18 protein-coding genes are annotated in these 18,039 nt (G+C 56.8%); 7 read left to right on the top strand and 11 right to left on the bottom strand.

The features are described 5' to 3' along the window. Position 1 precedes the first annotated feature (1 nt). The gene (locus tag RR877_RS03795) at positions 2–3,184 is read right to left on the bottom strand and encodes an efflux RND transporter permease subunit (protein ID WP_332618801.1); all 3,183 of its coding nucleotides are present in this window, start codon (positions 3,182–3,184) and stop codon (positions 2–4) included. A gap of 188 nt (positions 3,185–3,372) precedes the next feature. Here RR877_RS03795 and RR877_RS03790 point away from each other — a divergent pair, with 188 nt between their 5' ends. The 4 genes from RR877_RS03790 (at position 3,373) to RR877_RS03775 (ending at position 6,433) form a co-directional block, all read left to right on the top strand. Next, on the top strand, positions 3,373–5,340 hold the full coding sequence (locus tag RR877_RS03790; RefSeq protein WP_332550665.1) for an APC family permease: 1,968 nt from the start codon (positions 3,373–3,375) through the stop codon (positions 5,338–5,340). Positions 5,341–5,355: 15 nt separating this feature from the next. After that, positions 5,356–5,766, top strand: coding sequence for a CrcB family protein (locus RR877_RS03785; RefSeq protein ID WP_332550658.1), 411 nt, complete (start codon positions 5,356–5,358; stop codon positions 5,764–5,766). Further along, a complete protein-coding gene (locus RR877_RS03780; RefSeq protein ID WP_110234673.1) occupies positions 5,767–6,147 on the top strand; it encodes a CrcB family protein in 381 nt (126 codons plus the stop codon). Between the two features lie 91 nt (positions 6,148–6,238). After that, the gene (locus tag RR877_RS03775) at positions 6,239–6,433 is read left to right on the top strand and encodes a DUF3073 domain-containing protein (RefSeq protein ID WP_110234674.1); all 195 of its coding nucleotides are present in this window, start codon (positions 6,239–6,241) and stop codon (positions 6,431–6,433) included. Here RR877_RS03775 and RR877_RS03770 read toward each other — a convergent pair whose 3' ends face one another. Continuing rightward, entirely contained in the window at positions 6,434–7,198 is a 765-nt protein-coding gene (locus RR877_RS03770; RefSeq protein ID WP_110234675.1) for a sulfite exporter TauE/SafE family protein, read from the bottom strand. Between the two features lie 12 nt (positions 7,199–7,210). Further along, a complete protein-coding gene (gene purM / locus RR877_RS03765) occupies positions 7,211–8,317 on the bottom strand; it encodes a phosphoribosylformylglycinamidine cyclo-ligase (protein ID WP_277494588.1) in 1,107 nt (368 codons plus the stop codon). A 97-nt stretch (positions 8,318–8,414) separates the two neighbouring features. On the opposite strand from purM, the gene purF reads away from it, so the two are divergent. Beyond that, positions 8,415–9,872 carry an amidophosphoribosyltransferase gene (gene purF / locus RR877_RS03760; protein ID WP_332550659.1) on the top strand — a complete coding sequence of 486 codons (1,458 nt, stop codon included), beginning with the start codon at positions 8,415–8,417 and terminating at the stop codon, positions 9,870–9,872. A gap of 11 nt (positions 9,873–9,883) precedes the next feature. Here the strand turns inward: purF and RR877_RS03755 are convergent, their stop codons facing one another. From RR877_RS03755 to ubiE, 4 genes are read right to left on the bottom strand one after another with little or no spacing between them, the layout of a single operon-like run. Then, positions 9,884–10,177 (bottom strand): hypothetical protein, encoded by a 294-nt coding sequence (locus RR877_RS03755; protein ID WP_332550660.1) that lies wholly within the window; start codon positions 10,175–10,177, stop codon positions 9,884–9,886. 1 nt (position 10,178) lies between these two features. Further along, entirely contained in the window at positions 10,179–10,538 is a 360-nt protein-coding gene (locus tag RR877_RS03750) for a sterol carrier family protein (RefSeq protein WP_332627727.1), read from the bottom strand. Between the two features lie 3 nt (positions 10,539–10,541). Beyond that, the gene (locus RR877_RS03745; protein WP_332618802.1) at positions 10,542–11,603 is read right to left on the bottom strand and encodes a polyprenyl synthetase family protein; all 1,062 of its coding nucleotides are present in this window, start codon (positions 11,601–11,603) and stop codon (positions 10,542–10,544) included. 19 nt (positions 11,604–11,622) lie between these two features. Next, positions 11,623–12,330 (bottom strand): bifunctional demethylmenaquinone methyltransferase/2-methoxy-6-polyprenyl-1,4-benzoquinol methylase UbiE, encoded by a 708-nt coding sequence (gene ubiE / locus RR877_RS03740; RefSeq protein WP_277494583.1) that lies wholly within the window; start codon positions 12,328–12,330, stop codon positions 11,623–11,625. Between the two features lie 36 nt (positions 12,331–12,366). Here ubiE and RR877_RS03735 point away from each other — a divergent pair, with 36 nt between their 5' ends. Then, a complete protein-coding gene (locus tag RR877_RS03735; RefSeq protein ID WP_332618803.1) occupies positions 12,367–13,641 on the top strand; it encodes an isochorismate synthase in 1,275 nt (424 codons plus the stop codon). A gap of 7 nt (positions 13,642–13,648) precedes the next feature. On the opposite strand, the gene menD is transcribed toward RR877_RS03735, so the two are convergent. Both menD and RR877_RS03725 read right to left on the bottom strand, forming a co-directional pair. Continuing rightward, entirely contained in the window at positions 13,649–15,340 is a 1,692-nt protein-coding gene (gene menD, locus RR877_RS03730) for a 2-succinyl-5-enolpyruvyl-6-hydroxy-3-cyclohexene-1-carboxylic-acid synthase (RefSeq protein WP_332627725.1), read from the bottom strand. After that, complete coding sequence (locus tag RR877_RS03725; protein ID WP_280804555.1) at positions 15,333–15,620, bottom strand: PLD nuclease N-terminal domain-containing protein; 288 nt, start codon at positions 15,618–15,620, stop codon at positions 15,333–15,335. Before RR877_RS03725 ends, menD begins: the two co-directional genes overlap by 8 nt. A gap of 62 nt (positions 15,621–15,682) precedes the next feature. Here RR877_RS03725 and RR877_RS03720 point away from each other — a divergent pair, with 62 nt between their 5' ends. After that, positions 15,683–15,970: a DUF4229 domain-containing protein gene (locus tag RR877_RS03720; RefSeq protein ID WP_332551344.1), complete on the top strand. Its 288-nt coding sequence runs from the start codon at positions 15,683–15,685 to the stop codon at positions 15,968–15,970. Here the strand turns inward: RR877_RS03720 and RR877_RS03715 are convergent. Then, the gene (locus tag RR877_RS03715) at positions 15,941–16,861 is read right to left on the bottom strand and encodes a 1,4-dihydroxy-2-naphthoate polyprenyltransferase (protein WP_332618805.1); all 921 of its coding nucleotides are present in this window, start codon (positions 16,859–16,861) and stop codon (positions 15,941–15,943) included. The two genes, RR877_RS03720 and RR877_RS03715, sit on opposite strands and share 30 nt — an antisense overlap. Before the next feature lie 10 nt (positions 16,862–16,871). Next, positions 16,872–18,039, bottom strand: a 1,168-nt coding sequence (locus RR877_RS03710) for an AMP-binding protein (RefSeq protein ID WP_332627723.1), incomplete at its 5' end; no start/stop codon positions are given.

Below are 18,039 nucleotides of genomic sequence, written 5' to 3'. Positions count from 1 at the left end.
GTTAGGCAGAAGGGGTGCGGCGACGAATGGGAGTGTCATCGTCACCATCGTCGTCAACGACGAGGGTGTCAAAGACGGGCTCCTTGGAGACCGGTGCTGAGGCAGTAGTTCCTGCCTTGGCGGCCTTCTTCTCAGCACGCTTTGCCTTGCGCTTCTCACGGCCACCTTCAACCAGGTTGTAGATGGTGGGAAGAACAATCAGGGTCAGCAGAGTCGAGGAGATCAGACCACCGATAACCACAATGGCCAGCGGCTGCGAGATAAATCCGCCGGAGCCTGTGATACCGACAGCCATAGGAATCAGCGCGAAGATGGTCGCCAGTGCGGTCATCAAAATCGGACGCAGACGGCGGATGGCACCCTCACGGAGAGCATCTGACACAGCCAGACCCTTGTTGCGGTACTGGTTGACCAAGTCGATGAGCACGATGGCGTTCGTCACGACGATACCGACCAACATCAGCAGACCAATGAAGGAAGGAACACCGAGTGGAACACCGGTGATGACCTGGAGACCAATCGCACCAGTTGCTGCGAAGGGAACAGAGATGAGCAGCAGCAGTGGCTGCAGCAGAGAACCGAAGGTGGCAACCATGATGATGTAGACCACGAGGATGGCAACCAGCAGAGCAATACCGAGCGAGCTAAACGCTGCCGCCTGGTCGGCACTCACGCCACCAATCTTGGCGGATGCACCCGAAGGCAGATCCACGTCCTTGAGAGCCTTGGTTACCTCTGCAGTAGCAGTTCCCAAGTCTTCGCTGTTAGGTGTGACAGTCACTGTTGCGCTGCGCTGACCCTTGACCGTGGTCACGGTGGCAGGGCCATCCTTGACCGTGACAGTTGCCAGGGTGTCCAGAGGAACGAGACCCTTGGCCGTGGGAACGGTGAGAGCCGCCAGCTCTGCCTCTGTGGTGGGGGGATCATTCGAGGCGATGTAGATGTCCAGGGTGGTTCCCTCGATTACAACAGTGCCGATGGTGGTCGGGCGCATGGCCTGAGCAACATAGCCGGCGAGCGCGACCTCAGAGAAGCCGGCAGCTGCAGCGTCATCACGGTTGACCGTGACGGCGATGTAGGGGCGAGCCTCGGTGAGGTTGCTGGTGACCTGCTTGACGGCAGGAAGTGAACGCATGCTCTTGTCGACGGCTGCTGCAGCCTTGTCCAGTGATTCCTGGTTAGGTGCAGTGATGTCGATAGCAATGTCGCTCGAAGCGCCGAAGCCGCTCTGAGCGCCCACGGTAATGGTGTCCTTGTCAGCTACCTTCTCGACGGCTGCGCGAGCAGCGTCCTGGATCTTTTGCTGGTCACCGCCATCCTTGGTGGTGACAGAGAAGGTGATGGCGGTGTCGCCGCCACCGACGAAGGCGTCACGCAGTGCGTTACCGGAAGAACCGATGGAGACCTGGACGATCTCCACGCCAGGAGTGTCCAGCAGGGCACCTTCAATGTCAGTGGCCATGACGTCCTGGGCTTCCAGGCTGGTGCCGGGCTTGATGGCTTCCGTCACGGTGAAGGTGTTCTGACCAGATGAGCCCAAGAAGTTGGTCTTCATCAGAGGCAGAATTGCGCCGGTTCCCACGAGGACCAGAACAGCCAAAATAATCGTGGTGACCGAGTGCTTGAGGGTCCAGTTGATGACGGGGAGGTAGCCCTTCTGAAGGAAGCCGGGCTTCTCTTCTCCAGCGAGTTCTGCAGCCTTTGCCTTTTCAGCACGCTTACCGGTTTCAGAAGGTGCGCGAAGGAACCAATACGCCAGCACAGGAACGATGGTGAGCGACACCAGCAATGATGCAACTAGGGCGATGGTCACGGTCAGTGCGAAGGGGCGGAACAACTCTCCGGTGATATCGCCGACGAATGCCAAGGGCAAGAACACGGCAACAGTGGTGGCTGTTGAAGCGGTAATGGCGCCGGCAACTTCGCGAACCGCATCGACGATGACCTTCGCGCGGTCAACACCAGGCACCAGTCGACGCTTGATGTTCTCGATAACCACGATGGAGTCATCGACCACACGACCAATCGCGATGGTCAGAGCACCCAGGGTCAGGATGTTCAAGGTGTAGTTCGCTGCTTGCAGACCAATGAAGGTAATGAGCACCGAGGTGGGGATGGAGATGGCGGTCACCAGGGTGGATCTGATCGACATGAGGAAGATCAGGATGATGATGACGGCAAAGAGCAGACCCAGCAATCCTTCGGTGGTCAGCGATTCAATTGACTTCTCAATGTAGGGAGCCTGGTCAAAGACAGTAGTAAAGACGGCGTTGTTGCCCAGGCTGGTTTCCAAGGTGGGAAGAACCTTGTTGACTGCCTTCGACACATCAACCGTGTTGGCCGCGGGGAGCTTGGTCACCGCAATGGTGAGGGCAGGCTTTCCGTTCACACGAGAAAGCGTGGTGGTGGGTGCGTCTGTGAGAGCAACTGTCGAGACAGATCCGATGGTGACCACACCAGGACCGTTAGCGCCGGTAATGGGAAGTGCTGCAATGGCGTCAACCGAGTTGATGCGTTCACCGATCTGAACAGAGAGCGTCTGATCGTTCTCGGTGATTTCACCAGCAGGAATCAGGAGGCCGTTGGCATCCAAGGTGTCCTTGATGGACGCGGTGGTCAGGCCCTGGGCACGAAGTTCTGCCTGGTTGGGCTCGATGGTGACACGCTTTTCGGGAGCACCCAGCAAGATCGCGTCGCGGACGCCTTCGACGTCCTTAATTTCGGCCAGAGTCGACGAGCGAAGAATGTCAGCAAGTTCAAGGGTGTTGAGATCGCTGGAGACCGCAATCTGCATGACGGGGAAGTCGCTGAAAGATCCGGAAATGACCTGAGGGTCAACATCAGTGGGCAGCTGTGACTTGATGCGGTTGATGGCCTGATTGATCTTCTGCTCAGAGATGATCAGGTCGGTGCCATAGGTAAAGGACACCGAGATAAGGCTCAAGTTGGTGCTCGAGGTCGCGGTGGTGTTTTCGATACCCGGAACACCCTGAATAGCGGTCTCGATAGGGCCAGAGACGTCCTGGTTAACTACTTCTGGCGCAGCGCCGGGGTAGACAGTGAGCACAGCCAGCTGAGGGAACTGCACACTGGGTGCCAATTCCTGCTTGAGGTTCGTCAGTGCAAGCCCTCCGAAGATGGCTACAACGATGGTCACCAGCGCAATGAGGGCGCGGTTTTTCATACTGGCTTTAGCTAAGAAATACACATTCCACAGTCTGGCAGTTCTTTATAACGAATAAATGTGAGTTCTCTACCGGGTGAATCGGCGTAAAGTAGCTGTTCGTGAGTCCTGAAGATACTGGTACTGGTTCTATCCCTGAGTCGAAGTCACCTAAGCGTTGGATTATTGGTGACCCGCTGCCGACAGCGATGCTGGAAGGCGAGCTTCTCAAGAAGCGCATCGCTCTTCCCATCTTTGCCAGCGACCCTCTATCTTCCGTGGCCTACGCCCCGCAAGAACTCCTGATGATTCTGCTCATCGGTGGCCTCGCCTTCTTGAGCTTTGCTCCCTGGATCGCTGCCTGCGTCATCTTGCTGATGATTGTGGTGATTGCCAGCTACCGCCAGCTGATCAAGGCCTACCCCTCCGGCGGTGGTGACTACGAAGTAGCTCACAAGAACTTGGGTGAAAAGTCTGGTGTGGTTGTCGCCTCGGCACTACTCGTGGACTACGTCATGACCGTGGCGGTGTCCGTTGCCTCAGGTGTCGACAACATCATCTCGGCGATCCCCGAGCTCGCACCAGAACGCGTGCTCCTGGCCGTGGTCTTCGTGATCATCTTGGCCGCTATCAACCTGCGCGGTGTGCGTGAGTCGGGTAAGGCCTTCGCGATTCCCACTTACTTCTTCGTTGCCAGCGTTTTCATCATGATCGTGGTGGGTATTACCCGCACCTTGATGGGTGATGCTCCTATTGCTGAGTCTGCTCAGTACATGGTTGAAGGTGAAAGTGTTGCCCAGGCTGCACTAATTCTCCTGCTGCTGCGTTCCTTCGCCAGCGGTTGTGCTGCACTGACTGGTGTGGAAGCTATCGCCAATGGCGTTCCTGCTTTCCGTGTTCCCAAGATCAAGAACGCACAAATCACTCTCGTCGTCATGGGCGCCATCGCTATTACCCTCTTCGCCGGCCTGATCACCATGGCGTTTATCTCTAACGTGCACTACGCCGAGGACGCTTGCCACCTCATTGGCTATGCAAACTGTGAAACGGTGCCCCAGCGCTCACTGATTGCACAGATTGCTGCCGCCACCTTCGGTAATAACACCATTTTCTTCTACGCCACCCAAGCGGGTACTGCACTGGTGCTGTTACTTGCTGCAAACACCGCCTTCAACGGTTTCCCTCTCTTAGGTTCCGTATTGGCCAAGGACGGTTACGCACCCAAGGCTCTCGAAACCCGCGGTGACCGCCTCATCTACTCCAACGGTGTGATTGCTCTCGGTATGGCCGCCATCGTGATCCTGGCAACTTTCCAGGCAGATCTGACCCAACTTATTCAGCTCTACATCATCGGCGTCTTCGTCTCCTTCACACTTGGCCAAACCGGCATGGTGGTGCACTGGACGAAATTGCTCAAGACAAATCCTGACAACCGCGGAAGCATTATCCGTTCTCGTCTGATTAACATCACCGGCGCCACTTTCACCGCAACTGTTCTCATCATCGTGACAATTACTAAGTTCACTCATGGTGCATGGATTGTCTTCTTGGCAATGCCCATTCTGTACACCCTCATGATTGGTGTGAACCGCTACTACCGCGACGTCGAAGCCGAAGTAGCGGTGGATGCAGAGACCACCTTCGGCGCTAAGGGTGACCACGCCATCGTGCTGGTCGGCAAGATGCAAAAGCCCATTCTCAAGGCCATCGACTACGCCATTGCAGCCCGTCACGATTCCATCGAAGCCGTGCACGTGTCCATCAATGAGCTCTCCACAGCCAAGCTCGAGTTGGACTGGATCCGCCAAAACATTCACTTGCCCCTGCGCATCATCAGCTCGCCCTACCGTGACCTGAGCTGGCCACTGATTCAGCACATTCGTGAACACCGTGCAACGCACGGTTCCGAGATTGTGACCGTCTACCTTCCCCAATACATCGTGGGTCACTGGTGGGAGCATGCCCTCCACAACCACAAGGCTCGTCGTCTCAAGATGAAGCTGATGATGGAGCACGGTGTAGCCATTGCTCTGGTTCCCTGGCTGCTGGATTCCACAGACATCATCTACGGTCGTCGTTCACGTCCTGTTCCGGGACAGTCCCGTCGTGGTGAACCTGTGCGCCCCATCGCGCGCAAGCCCGTCACTCCTGCCAAGCGCAGTAAAGACGACGAATAACAGAAGATTCTTTTCGTGAAAAAAGACGTCCTTTCGGTTGCGATCGGTGGTGCCATTGGCACCGCCTTGCGCATCCTTCTGGACATCATGCTCAGCTTGATCTTCTTCACCCTGTCGGTGGTGAGCATCATCGTCATTAATGCCATCGGGTCTTTCTTGTTGGGTTTCCTCGTCGCCGGCATCTGGACCAGGCCTAAGACTCCGCACTGGATGAAGTTAGCTGTTGGGCCTGGTGTGCTCGGTGGATTCACCACGTTCTCTGGGGTCATGCTGCAGGCACTGCTGGTTCAAAACCCGTGGGCAACCGCTGGCTATCTTGCACTCTCTATTGGAACCAGCTTGTTTGCTGCCCTGCTGGGCATCTGGGTGGGAACACCCTTTGCGAAGAAAACAGCAAAGCGCACCACCCGAAAGGTGGCGAAGTAGATGAACTTCCTTTCGCTCATCTTGGCCATCATTGCCGGCGGTGTGGGGGCGGGACTGCGTTATTCCGCCACGGTCTTTGCTCCGGCAAAGAAGGATGGTTTTCCTTTCGCGATCTTTGTGGTCAACGCGGTGGGTTCGCTTCTGGTTGGTTTGTTCACAGCACTGCTGGCAAATGCGCTGGTTACTCCAGAAGTTGCCTTTGTTCTCGTTGCTGGTTTCTGTGGTGGTCTCACCACCATGAGCACCTTCGCCGTTGACTCAATTGAACGACTTCGTGCTGGCCACTGGATGGTGGCTGGGCTCAATATTGTCGGAAGCACAGCAGTGGGTCTGTTGGCTGTGGGCGCTGGTTACCTTCTTGGTGGCGGTCCGCTCAGCTAAAGAGCTCCAAGCCGGTGTTAGACTAACGCTTAGATTTTTCCTAATGGTCATCCGGTGAATTTTTCCCGGTTAGCAAGGTAAGGGGTTACGCATGGGGCGTGGCCGTCAAAAAGCGAAGCACACTAAAGTTGCGCGCGAGCTGAAGTACTTCAGCCCAAACACAGACCTCTCTGCGCTTGAAAAAGAGATCGGTCACGTTTCTGAAGGTGACGAATTCGTCGACAAGTGGGCTGACCTCTACCCCGACGACGAAGATGAAGAAAGCGAAGCTGCAGCTTCCGCCTAACTACTTCTTCACTGCGCGCTTGTTCAGTCTGCGCACTGCGCTCTGAATAGCGACGCCCAGCAGCAACAGCCCGAAGAGCTGAGCTGAGAGTTGATCCGGCAAGATAAACGCCAGAGCAACTCCGCCAAAGGATGCTGCCACGGCAGCAATGCCGACGACGACTCCATCTTTGAGCACAACGAGCCCTGCCCTCAGGTTGGGAATTGTTCCTGCAATTGCTGTGGGAACCATGGCAAGCAGTGACGTTCCCTTCGCCAAGAGTGGTGCGAGACCAAACACACTCATGAACACGGGTACGGCAATCACGCCACCACCAATGCCGAGCATGCCGGAGGCAACTCCCATCAGCAGTCCCAGACCAATGAGGCCTGCACCAGTAAAGAAGGTCAGTTCAAAACTTCCGCGCGTTACATCTGTGACGAAGAGGAGTCGGAATGCCTCAATCACCATCATGGTGATAAAGGTCCAGTGCACAACTGCCACCGGTAAAACGCGGAGCAACTTCGAACCCAGCGGTGCTCCGACAATCGCACCGATAGCCACAAACACGGCGACCAGGACATCTACCTGGTGATTGCTGGCATAGGTCATCGCACCCACGAGTGAAGTGGGAACGATAGCGAGCAGTGACGTGGCAGATGCCCGCTTCTGATCAAACTTTGCCCACATCATGAGCAATGGCACCATGATGATGCCGCCACCGACACCAAAGAAGCCAGAGAGAAACCCTCCGACGACGCCGGTGACAAGTAATGGAATCAGCACGGCAGCAGTGAGCTAGTTTGCGTAGCTGCCAACCAGGCGAACCGCGCCACCGTTGACACCCTTGGCGCCTTGCTCAAAGCCGGTGAAGTCGCGCTCAGAGGTGGAGACCATGCCCACAACCCACGAAGGAATACCCAGACCAGAAAGCTTGCTCACGACTGCAGAGGCAGAACCTGCACTGACCACGGCAAACATACCGATGCCGAGGTTCCAGGTTCCTTCGGTGCTTTCGAGAGTTTCACCCGAGAGGGAGGTCAGCACACGGAAGACGTTGCTGGGTGACCAGGTGGAGCGATCGACTTCAACCCACGAACCCACGGGAAGAACGCGTGCCAGGTTGGCAGCGATGCCACCACCGGTGACGTGGCTGAGCGCGTGCACGCTGCCTGCAAGAGCGGGATCAGCGAGAACCTCGACGAGTGGGCCGGTGTAGAGGCGTGTGGGCTCGAGGAGAACCTCACCAACCACACCACCAAAGTCAGCAGAGTTGTCGGAGTAACCAAGCTTGTTCTCGGCCAAGATGTGGCGAACAAGTGAATAACCGTTGGAGTGCAGTCCAGAAGATTCCATCGCGATGACAACGTCACCGTTGACCACGCGCTCAGCACCGAGAGCATCAGCGGCTTCAACAACACCGACGGCTGCACCAGCGACGTCGTAGTCATCGACACCCAACAAGCCTGGGTGTTCAGCGGTTTCGCCACCAACGAGAGCGGTACCAGTCGCCGAGCAGGCATCCGCGATGCCTTTCACGATTGCCGCAATGCGATCGGGATACACCTTGCCGCAGGCAATGTAGTCCGTCATGAACAGGGGACGTGCACCACACACGATGATGTCGTCCACAACCATGCCGACTAGGTCTTGGCCAATGGTGTCGTGCTTGTCGAGTGCCTGTGCAATAGCCACCTTGGTGCCCACACCATCGGTGCTGGTTGCCAACAGGGGACGATCAAAAGATTTGAGGAAGGAGACATCGAAAAGTCCCGCGAAACCGCCTACGCCACCAAGTACTTCGGGACCGTGCGTGGCCTTCACCGACGCCTTCATGAGTTCGACCGCGAGGTCACCGGCAGCGGTGTCAACACCCGCACGTGCGTAGGAAGAATTCTGGCTCACAGAGTCAAGTCTATCCTCAGGAAAGATGTGCCAGACTTGACTAGGAACTCGATAGAGCTCCTTTACGCCCCTCGACTTTCAGGAGCTCCCACCGCACATGTGTGGCATCGTCGGAATCGTCTCTACTGAGCCGGTCAATCAGCAAATCTACGACGCACTGTTGCTTTTGCAGCACCGCGGACAAGACTCCACCGGTATCGCAACGGCAGATGGTTCACACCTGCACATGCACAAGACCAAGGGTCAGGTGCGCGAAGGTTTCCGCACCCGTGACATGCGTGCACTGCTCGGAAACGTCGGCCTCGGTCACGTTCGTTATGCCACCGCAGGAGCCGCATCAAACGAAGAAGAAGCACAGCCTTTCTACGTCAATGCCCCCTACGGCATCATCTTGGTTCACAACGGTAACCTCACCAACACCCGTGAACTCACCAACGACCTGTTCCGCATTGACCGTCGTCACGTCAACACTTCGAGCGACACTGAACTTCTGCTCAACGTTCTGGCCACCGAACTTCAGGGAACTGTCTCTGGTACTGAGCTAGGTCCCGAGCACGTCTTTACCGCCGTAGAGAACCTCCACAAGCGCGTTGAAGGTTCCTACGCCACCATCGCCATCATTGCTGGCCACGGCCTCCTCGCATTCCGTGATCCCTTCGGAATTCGCCCACTGATTCTGGGCAAGCGTCCTGCCGAAAACGGCAAGTTTGACTACGTGGTCGCCTCCGAATCTCTCGTTCTTGAGTCCGGCGGCTACGAAATCGTGCGCGATGTCGAACCAGGTGAAGCAATCTTCATTACCAAGGATGGCGAACTCTTCTCACGCCAGTGCGCAGAGAACCCTATCCTTCGTCCTTGCTCGTTCGAGTATGTCTACCTCGCTCGTCCCGACTCCGTGATGAACGGCATCTCGGTTTATGAGACTCGTCTGCGCATGGGTGACCGCCTGGCTGCCACTGTTGCGCAGTATGCGCCACTGGGCGACATCGACGTAGTCATGCCCATTCCTGACTCGTCACGTCCTTCTGCCATGCAGGTGGCTCGCAAACTGGGCGTCGAATACCGCGAAGGTTTCTTCAAGAACCGTTATGTCGGTCGCACCTTCATCATGCCTGGCCAGGCTCAGCGCAAGCGTTCCGTCCGCCAGAAGCTCAACGCCATGTCTGCCGAGTTCAAGGGCAAGAACGTCCTCATCGTGGATGACTCCATTGTGCGAGGCACAACCTCTCGCGAGATCGTCGAAATGGCTCGCGCTGCTGGAGCGAATAAGGTGACCTTCACCTCGGCTGCTCCCCCCGTGCGCTTCCCCCATGTGTATGGAATCAACATGCCGTCGCGACAGGAGCTCATCGCACACGGTCGCAAGATCCCTGAGATTGCTCAGGAACTTGGTGCAGACCACCTGATCTATCAGGAAGTCGCTGACATGGAAGCCGCCATCATGGAAGGCTCCAACCTTACCGGTCTTGATGTCAGCTGCTTCACCGGCGAATACGTCACCGGCACCATCACTCCCGAGTACTTGGACTGGGTCGAGCGCAACCAGCTCAGCTAGTTGGCAAAGAACTAGTCTTTCGTGACGGAAATCTTCTCTGCCGTCGCACTCGTGACGTGGCGAGAAAAGTAGCGGTCAACGATCAATGCGAAGATCAGACCGAGAGTTCCACCTATGGTTCCGGTGAACAGCAGCAGGAAGCCAAAGATCTGCGTCAGCGTGAACTGGCTGTCATTGGGAAGGGCGAAGGTGAGAATCAACGCAACAAAGATTCCCACGATAATTCCGAGGACCATGAAGGTGAGGAATTTGGGGGAACGACGAACAGTGACCTGTTCGGTTGTGATGGTCTCTTTTTCGCTCATGTCACCATTGTGCCAGTGGTAGCTGAGAACTGAGATCGCTGCGCACACCAGATGCACTGATTTTGCCCGCGTCATAGGCTTCAGCCCAGCTGAGTGAACCGGTTGCCAACGCAATCCAGGTGGGTGGATCCATCTCCACCACATTCGGCGGTGTGCCACGAGTATGTTCGGGCCCTTCCACGCACTGGATAGCGCCAAAGGGAGGAACCCGCAGCTCCACAGTGTGACCAGGAGTGGCATCACCCATGAGCTGGAGTAAATATCTCACCGCAGAAGCAACATCGGTGCGCTCAGAAGACCCGGCTAGAACAGCAGTAACTGCAGCGTGTCCCTCAGCGGAATCAACCCGTGGCTTAGCCATGGCTTAGGCCGAGCGAGATACGACGTGCTCTGCGAAGGCAGACAGTGCCTGCTTGACTGGTCCTGCAGGCAGGATGTCCAGCGCAGCGACTGCTTCAGCTGCCCAGCGACGAGCCTCTTCACGAGTGGCCTGCGTCACCGGGTGCGCATAGAGCTCAGCGATAGCCAGTTCCAGATCAGCATCTGCTTCAGCAGATGCCTCATCGGCGTCATCGCGGATGCGTGCCAATAGTGCCGCGGCAGCAGGGTCGGACGCTGCCTGCTGCTCAAGCAACAGAGTGGGAAGCGTGGGAACGCCTGCGCGCAGGTCAGTTCCTGCCTGCTTGCCTGTTGCACCAGATTCTGGAGAGAGGTCGAGAACGTCGTCAGCGAGTTGGAAGGCAACACCGATCTTGTCACCGAACTCCACCATGGCGTCTTCGTATTCCAGTGGAGCACCGGAGTAGACAATGCCACAGCGTGCTGCTGCAGAAATCAAGGAACCGGTCTTGTCGGCGAGAACCTGGATGTAGTGAGAGACAGGATCTTCATCGGGACGAGGACCGATGGTTTCGTGCAGCTGACCCAGGCACAACCGCTCGAAGGTCTCTGCTTGCAACAGCATGGCCTTCTCACCCAGGCGGGTCATCAAGGTGCTGGCACGTGAGAAGAGTAGGTCACCAGTGAGAATGGCAACGGAGTTGCCCCAGACCTCGTGGGCACTGGGAACACCACGACGAAGCGGAGCTTCGTCCATGACGTCATCGTGATACAGCGAAGCCAAGTGAGTGATCTCAATTGCTTGTGCTACGGTGATGACATCAGGTGTTGCGCCATTACCCAACTGAGCAGTGAGCAGGGTGAGCATGGGGCGAACTCGCTTGCCCCCGGCACCGAACAGGTAGCGACCTGAAACATCGGCCAAAGCATCAGTGAAGTGAAGCTCTTTGCTCAAGCCTTCTTCAATGGTGGCAACGCCCGCATCGATGGTGTCGGCGAGCTGCTTAGTTTCGGGGGAGGCAAACAGGCGTTGGCGCAGCGAAAGACGACCGGAGACTCCGGCTACTCCACTCACGCTTGCGTTCACCCGTTCAGCCTAGTCCTGCTCAGGCGACTGGCTTGATGCCGCGATGTAGGGCAACCACTCCAGCGGTGAGGTTGCGGTAGGCCACGTTCATGAAGCCCGCTTCACGAATCCAGGTGGCCAAGGTTGCCTGGTTGGGCCAATCCTCAATCGAGTCAGCGAGATAGGTGTAGGCCTCGGTGTTCGAGGACGAATACTTCGCCACCATCGGCATGACCTTGCGCAGGTAGAAGTTGTAGCCGGCACGGATAGGTGCCGCAGGTGGAGTGGAGAATTCACAGATCACGATGCGGCCACCAGGCTTGGTTACGCGGTAGAGCTCAGCAAGAGCTTTCTTGGGCTCCACAACATTCCGAAGACCGAAAGACATGGTCACTGCGTCAAAGCTGTTATCTGCAAATGGAAGCTTGGTGGCGTCTGCTTCAACGAACTCCACCAGAGGATTACTGCCGTGCTTCTGGCGTCCCACCTCGAGCATGCCGGGTGAAAAGTCGGCAGCCACGACGTGTGCTCCAGACTTGGCCAACGCTACAGAACTGGTGCCGGTGCCAGCTGCCAGGTCAAGAACCCGTTCAGTTGCTTGGGGGTTCACGGCACGGGTGGTAGCGATGCGCCACAACAGTGCATTTCCTGCCGAGAGCAGGTTGTTGGTGACGTCATAACCAGCGGCAACGTCATCAAACATTGCCGAAACGGCTTCGGGCTTCTTAGAAAGGTCAGCTGTAGTCACAAGAGAAGTCTACGGCTGAAGCGTAGGCTGTCTCAGGTGAGCTTGTCAGCAACCCGTGGTCTTCGTGTGGAGTCGGTTCCGTTAACCGTCACTCCAGAGTTGCTCAACCTGCTCAGCGTCGACTCACCACTACTGTGGTGGCGACGCGGTGACGGCATGGTGGGCATCGGTGTTGTCAAGACGTTGAGCTTCTCCGGCAAGACCCGCATCAAAGATGCGGGATCAGCCTGGCGTGAAGTTGCGGGAGCTGCAACGGTGAGTGACGCCGTCAATGTGGCAGGCTCTGGCCTGATGGCTTTTGGCACCTTTGCCTTCCGCTCCACCTCAGAGACTCCCAGCGTCCTGATCATTCCTCGCCTCGTGGTGGGACAGCGCTCTGGGGTGACCTGGCTGACCAGGATCGGTTTTGCTGACGAGAACGCTGAGCCACTGACGTCGGAATCTGCTCAGCAGATTCTTGCCGAGCACATCACCGCGAGCGCGCAGCTGGGCGCTGCACCGGTTGTTCACCTCTCCCCTGCCTCGTTGTCTGAAGCTGGCTTCACCTCTGCAGTGAATAAAGCTGTCGAGCGTATTGATGCGGGAGAAGTGGAGAAGGTTGTTCTCGCTCGTGAGCTCGAGGGAACGCTGGCAGGAACTCAGGATCTTCGTGTGGCCATCACGCGTCTTACCGAAAGCTACCCCGACTGCTGGACCTTCAGCGTGGATGGTCTGTTCGGTTCCAGCCCTGAAACCTTGATTACTGTGCACGGCCGCAAGATCACTGCTCGTGTACTGGCCGGAACTGCCCGACGTGGCAGTGACACTGCCACTGACCTCAGCAACGCCGCTGAGTTGGCATCAAGTCACAAGGATCTGGACGAGCATGGCTTTGCCACTCGCTCGGTCGTCAATGCTCTGACTCCCTATGCCGAGCAGCTCACCGTGAGTGACTCTCCCTTCACCTTGAAGCTTCCGAACCTGTGGCACCTCGCCACCGACATCGCGGGCACCCTAGCTAGCGGCTCCAACTCACTCGACCTGGTCTTCGCGCTTCACCCCACCGCAGCTGTGGCAGGAACACCCACGGTTGCGGCTGTGGAAGTTATTGATGACCTCGAGCCCTTTGACCGTGGCCGCTATGCCGGTCCCGTCGGCTGGATTGGCGCAGACGGCGATGGCGAATGGGCCATCGCACTGCGCTGTGCACAACTGACCGACTCCATCGTCACTGCCTATGCAGGCTGTGGCATTGTCTCTGACTCCATTCCTGCGAACGAGCTAGTGGAGACAGAAATGAAGTTCCGCCCCATCGTGGATGCGCTGAGCTAAAAAGTCTTTAGCGCTCGAGTTCAACCTCGACGAGTTCAGGCCCTTCGCCGGCACCGGTCAGAGCACGTTCTAGTTCACTCACGGTTGTAACTCTGGTGAAAGTCCACCCATAAGCAGCCGCTAAGGCGTGAAGATCAACTTCTTGTGGAGTGAGGAACACGCGATCCATGTTCTCGGCAGAAGCAGTCTGTCCCACTTCAAGAGCATCAAAGATGGTGCCACCGCCATCGTTGCCTACGATTACCTGAACGCGAGGACGTTCTTCCTGGGTCCCGAACAACATCGAGCCCGCATCATGCAGTGCTGCGAGATCCCCCACCACAATGCGTGTCAGGGCATTCTCTGTGGCCAGAGCAATACCAATACCGGTGCCGATGGTTCCGTCGATGCCGGCTAGGCCGCGGTTGGCGTGTACGCTGATCTTCTTACCCCCGACAAACTTGTCAGCAACACGAATCAAGCGCGATGCGGCAAAAACCAGACGGTCGTGTGGCCAGGTTGAGCGCCAGACCGCATCGACAAGAAGCTCACGAGAAATCTTCACGCGTGAGGCAGCCAGTTCCGCCGCCAGGAAGGCCTTCTTATCTTCCATGCTGTCTGAGCGTGACGCGGTCACGTTCGGTGCAGTAGCAAGTGCTGCATCGATTGCTGTTGATTCATAGCGCTCAAACGCTTCTCGGCCAGAAACAATCCAGAGTCCTAGCCAGTCACGATCTGTTTCTCCTGGTTCGACTGTCACGTCATTGACAAAAGAGGAGACGTTGAGTCCGGGGTTGTATCCCTCGGGGGCTGCGCCACGAACCACGATGGTTTGGATGCCGGTGCTGGAGTCACCGATGAGCGCAGGAATCTCACGGCTGAGCGTGGGGTGGCCAAAGACCACAACGCGCTCGATCTGGGAGGTGAGTTCTGAGTTGGCTAGGAGTTCACGATAGGCAGGAACAAGATTGCGGCCGAAGCGAGAACCACTGGTGACCTCGGCAATGAGTGGCCAGCCACCTTCGTGAGCTACCTCTTCTGCGCGAGGGCCAGCATCTGCTCCAGCTATCACTATTGAGTTGGGTCCACGCGTGAGCTCGAGGGTGATGCCCGGTTCGATGCGACGTTCAGATTGAATCAGCATTTCCACCGGGCGAACATCAATGGCGCTGGAGAGCGGCTCACGGAATGCCACGTTGAGGTGGACGGGACCAGGTGCGTAGTAATCCGTTGCGGCATAGAAGGCATCGTGAGCAAGCTCTGCTCCGCGACGCTCTGCCGTTGCACCAGGAACTGGTGCTGGTTCGTCCACACTCAAGCGCACAGCAGGGCCGAAGATATCGTGCTGGTGAGTGGTTTGGTTGCTGCCAATCTCACGGAGCTCTTCTGGTCGATCCGCTGTGAGCACAATCATGGGCACACCAGCATGGTGTGCCTCGAGAACGGCTGGGTGAAGATTCGCCACGGCAGAACCTGAGGTGGTAATCACCACGGCGGGCATGCGCGACTCCACCGCAAGACCGAGGGCTAAGAACCCGGCAGCTCGCTCATCGATCCGCACGTGTAGCTTGACATCTCCGCGGCGTTCGAGCTCAGCAGCAACGAGAGCTAAAGCCTGTGAGCGTGCACCTGGGGAAAGAACAATGTGCTCAACACCAAGTTCAACAACATGTGTCAAAAACTCCGCAGCGAAAACAGAGGCAGGTGCTGGGTTAGCCACGGGGACCATCACCTGGAGGATCGGTATTCAACCCTCGAAGAAAATCAATGTCGTCATCGGGTGCAACCGAACCGCGCTTGGATCCAGGACCATTTTTGCGACCACGCCCCACAGTGAGCCAGAGCACCGAGCCCACAAGCGGAAGCACGAGGATGATAAAAATCCACAGGCCCTTGGGCACTCCACGAACCCGGAATCTGTCAATGAGAATGGCATCAACAAGACAGAACACCATGAGTGCCACAGCGACGGCAGCAAGAACGATGATCAAACGAGTCATAGTGCTACCAGTCTAGGTTGGTGCTCGGCGTGCTCACATCCTTCTCGGCTTAGACTTGAGCCGTGAAGAAATCTACGTGGCTCTGGTTTAGCCTGATGCGTCTTGCGGCTTTTGCGCTCCCACTAGCAATCATGCTTCTGCTCGGAATGATTCCGTGGCTTGCCGCCACCCTCTCGGCCATCATCGGCCTCTGTGTTTCCTACATTTTCTTCGCGAAAACACGTAACGCTTTATCTGAATCGCTCTACGAAAAGCGGGCAGCCAAAAACGTCAACCATGACAAGGACGCCGACGCCGAGGACGCTGAAGTTGAGGCTGGCCTAGCCAAAGAAAGTAAAGGCAAGGCCTAAGCCATAAAGTAATCCGGTCAGACTGGAGAGCTTCAGAGCCAGGATGTATTCCTGTGGAGTCTTAGCTGTCAGCGTGATCAAGCAGGCTGGGAGAGCTGCGAGTAACGCGAAGAGCGTCAGGAATGCTGCCGCATAGAACAGGCCAAGATAGATGACGATTCCAAACGGAATCATCATCAAGAAGCAGAACAGCACAGCTGAGGGTGTGCGACCCATCCGCACCGCAAGAGTTTTCTTGCCAGCAAGCTTGTCTGTTTCGATGTCACGAATGTTGTTCACCACGAGCACAGCGCACGAGATCAAGCCAATCCCAATACCGCCGATGAGACTTTCTTGGCTGAGGGTTCCCGTCTGAACATACGTTGTTCCGACGGTGGCAACCAGACCAAAGAAGATGAAAACCATGACTTCGCCGAGTCCGGCATAACCGTAGGGACGACGACCGCCGGTGTAGAACCACGCAGCAACAATGGCGACGGCACCAACTGCCAACATCCACCATGCTGCGGTCAGGACGACAATGATGATTCCTGCCACGGCAGATAGCGCAAAGAATGCCAGGGCAACGGCGAGAACCTTCTTGGGATCAGCTGCGCCCGAGCCAGTCAGACGTGCAGGACCCACCCGATAGTTATCCGTGCCACGAATACCGTCGGAGTAATCGTTGGAATAGTTGACACCAATTTGCAATGCCAGAGCGACAACCAAACACAGCAGGGCAACAGGTGCCTTGAACTGATCCGTGAGGGCAGCAGCGCCTGAGCCAATCGCAACCGGGGCAAAGGCAAGAGGCAGAGTGCGAATGCGTGCACCAGAAATCCAGTCAGCTGCCGTTGCCTTGCGAGGCTTGTGGGAGGTGGAACCGTGGTGCTTCTTGCTGGTCTTACTCATACGTCCGAGCCTACTTCTGTGACGCAGCGTATGCAGACAGTGTGAGCAGGTCTGGCTTGCCCGATCTCAACCGTGGAATCTCATCGATAAAGCAGACAACCTTGGGCGCAGCAACGCGACCTAGCTCCGCAACAATCTCGTCATAGATCTGTGCTGAGAGCTCAGCATCTTCATCAACGGCAGGCACAACAACCGCTGGTCGAACACCCCATTCCGAATCTGGAATATGTATGACGAGCGCCTGCGAGCAGTCAGATATCCCGCGGACTACTTTCTCAACCGCATCCAGATCTATCTTGAGTCCGCCAGAGGTAATCACGCGGTCGAGGCGTCCGAGCACTGTAAGTACGCCGTTTTCTAGGGTTCCGGCATCGCCGGTGTGATACCAGACCACCCCATTCCGATTTTGGAATGTATCTGAAGTGCGTTGATTGTCGCCGACGTATTCTGTTGCGAGCTGAGGTGCCGAGACCAGGATCTCGCCTGAGTCTTCTGCTATCTCCACGTTCACACCCAAGAGTGGAACGCCGTCATAGACACAACCACCGGAAGTCTCACTCGAGCCATACGTCTTGACAATCTTCACACCGAGTGCCTGTGCCCGTTCACGCAGATCAGGTTCCAGAGCTTGACCACCGATGAGGACAGCGTCCAGTGTGCGCAACGACTCGAGTGCCTCAGTGTTGTCTTCTGCTTCCTCGAGGACTCGTGCCAGCTGGACGGGAACAAGTGCGGTGTAACGACGAGTACCTGTCATCTCGCTAACGGACTGCAGAAAGGTTCTTGCATCGAAAGGGCCCGAAGGCATGAACACCGGTTCGGTACCGGACTCTATCGATCGCACCAACACAGACATTCCTGCGATGTAAGTGAGGGGCAACGCCAGCAGCCACTGTCCTGGGCCACCGAGTCGCTCATGTGCTGAAGCGGCGCTGGCACGAAGTGCATCAGCGCTGAGTGCCACCGTCTTAGGTTTGCCAGAAGTTCCTGAAGTCTGAATCAACAGTGCAGTTCCATCCGGAGCTTCGCTCAGTGGAGTCTCTCCTGCAGCAACCATGCGAGATGCTCTGGCGTCCCGCACCAACACAGCAGGGCCGTTCTTGTTGAGTGCTGCAGAGAGTGCGGCAAACACCTGCTGCGGCGCAGCCGCATCACAGAGCACCACTGCTGTCATGTGG

The organism is Aurantimicrobium sp. (genome assembly GCF_036667855.1).
In the GTDB taxonomy this organism is placed as follows: domain Bacteria; phylum Actinomycetota; class Actinomycetes; order Actinomycetales; family Microbacteriaceae; genus Aurantimicrobium.
This window is presented reverse-complemented; position numbering and strand designations above follow the sequence as displayed.

Excerpts from the sequence above, each read along its gene's own strand:
- RR877_RS03795 (WP_332618801.1), bottom strand. The coding sequence starts at position 3,184 with ATGAAAAACCGCGCCCTCATTGCGCTGGTGACCATCGTTGTAGCCATC.
- RR877_RS03755 (WP_332550660.1), bottom strand. The coding sequence starts at position 10,177 with ATGAGCGAAAAAGAGACCATCACAACCGAACAGGTCACTGTTCGTCGT.
- RR877_RS03750 (WP_332627727.1), bottom strand. The coding sequence starts at position 10,538 with ATGGCTAAGCCACGGGTTGATTCCGCTGAGGGACACGCTGCAGTTACT.
- purF (WP_332550659.1), top strand. The coding sequence starts at position 8,415 with ATGTGTGGCATCGTCGGAATCGTCTCTACTGAGCCGGTCAATCAGCAA.
- RR877_RS03725 (WP_280804555.1), bottom strand. The coding sequence starts at position 15,620 with ATGACTCGTTTGATCATCGTTCTTGCTGCCGTCGCTGTGGCACTCATG.
- RR877_RS03790 (WP_332550665.1), top strand. The coding sequence starts at position 3,373 with ATGCTGGAAGGCGAGCTTCTCAAGAAGCGCATCGCTCTTCCCATCTTT.
- RR877_RS03780 (WP_110234673.1), top strand. The coding sequence starts at position 5,767 with ATGAACTTCCTTTCGCTCATCTTGGCCATCATTGCCGGCGGTGTGGGG.
- RR877_RS03715 (WP_332618805.1), bottom strand. The coding sequence starts at position 16,861 with ATGAGTAAGACCAGCAAGAAGCACCACGGTTCCACCTCCCACAAGCCT.
- RR877_RS03775 (WP_110234674.1), top strand. The coding sequence starts at position 6,239 with ATGGGGCGTGGCCGTCAAAAAGCGAAGCACACTAAAGTTGCGCGCGAG.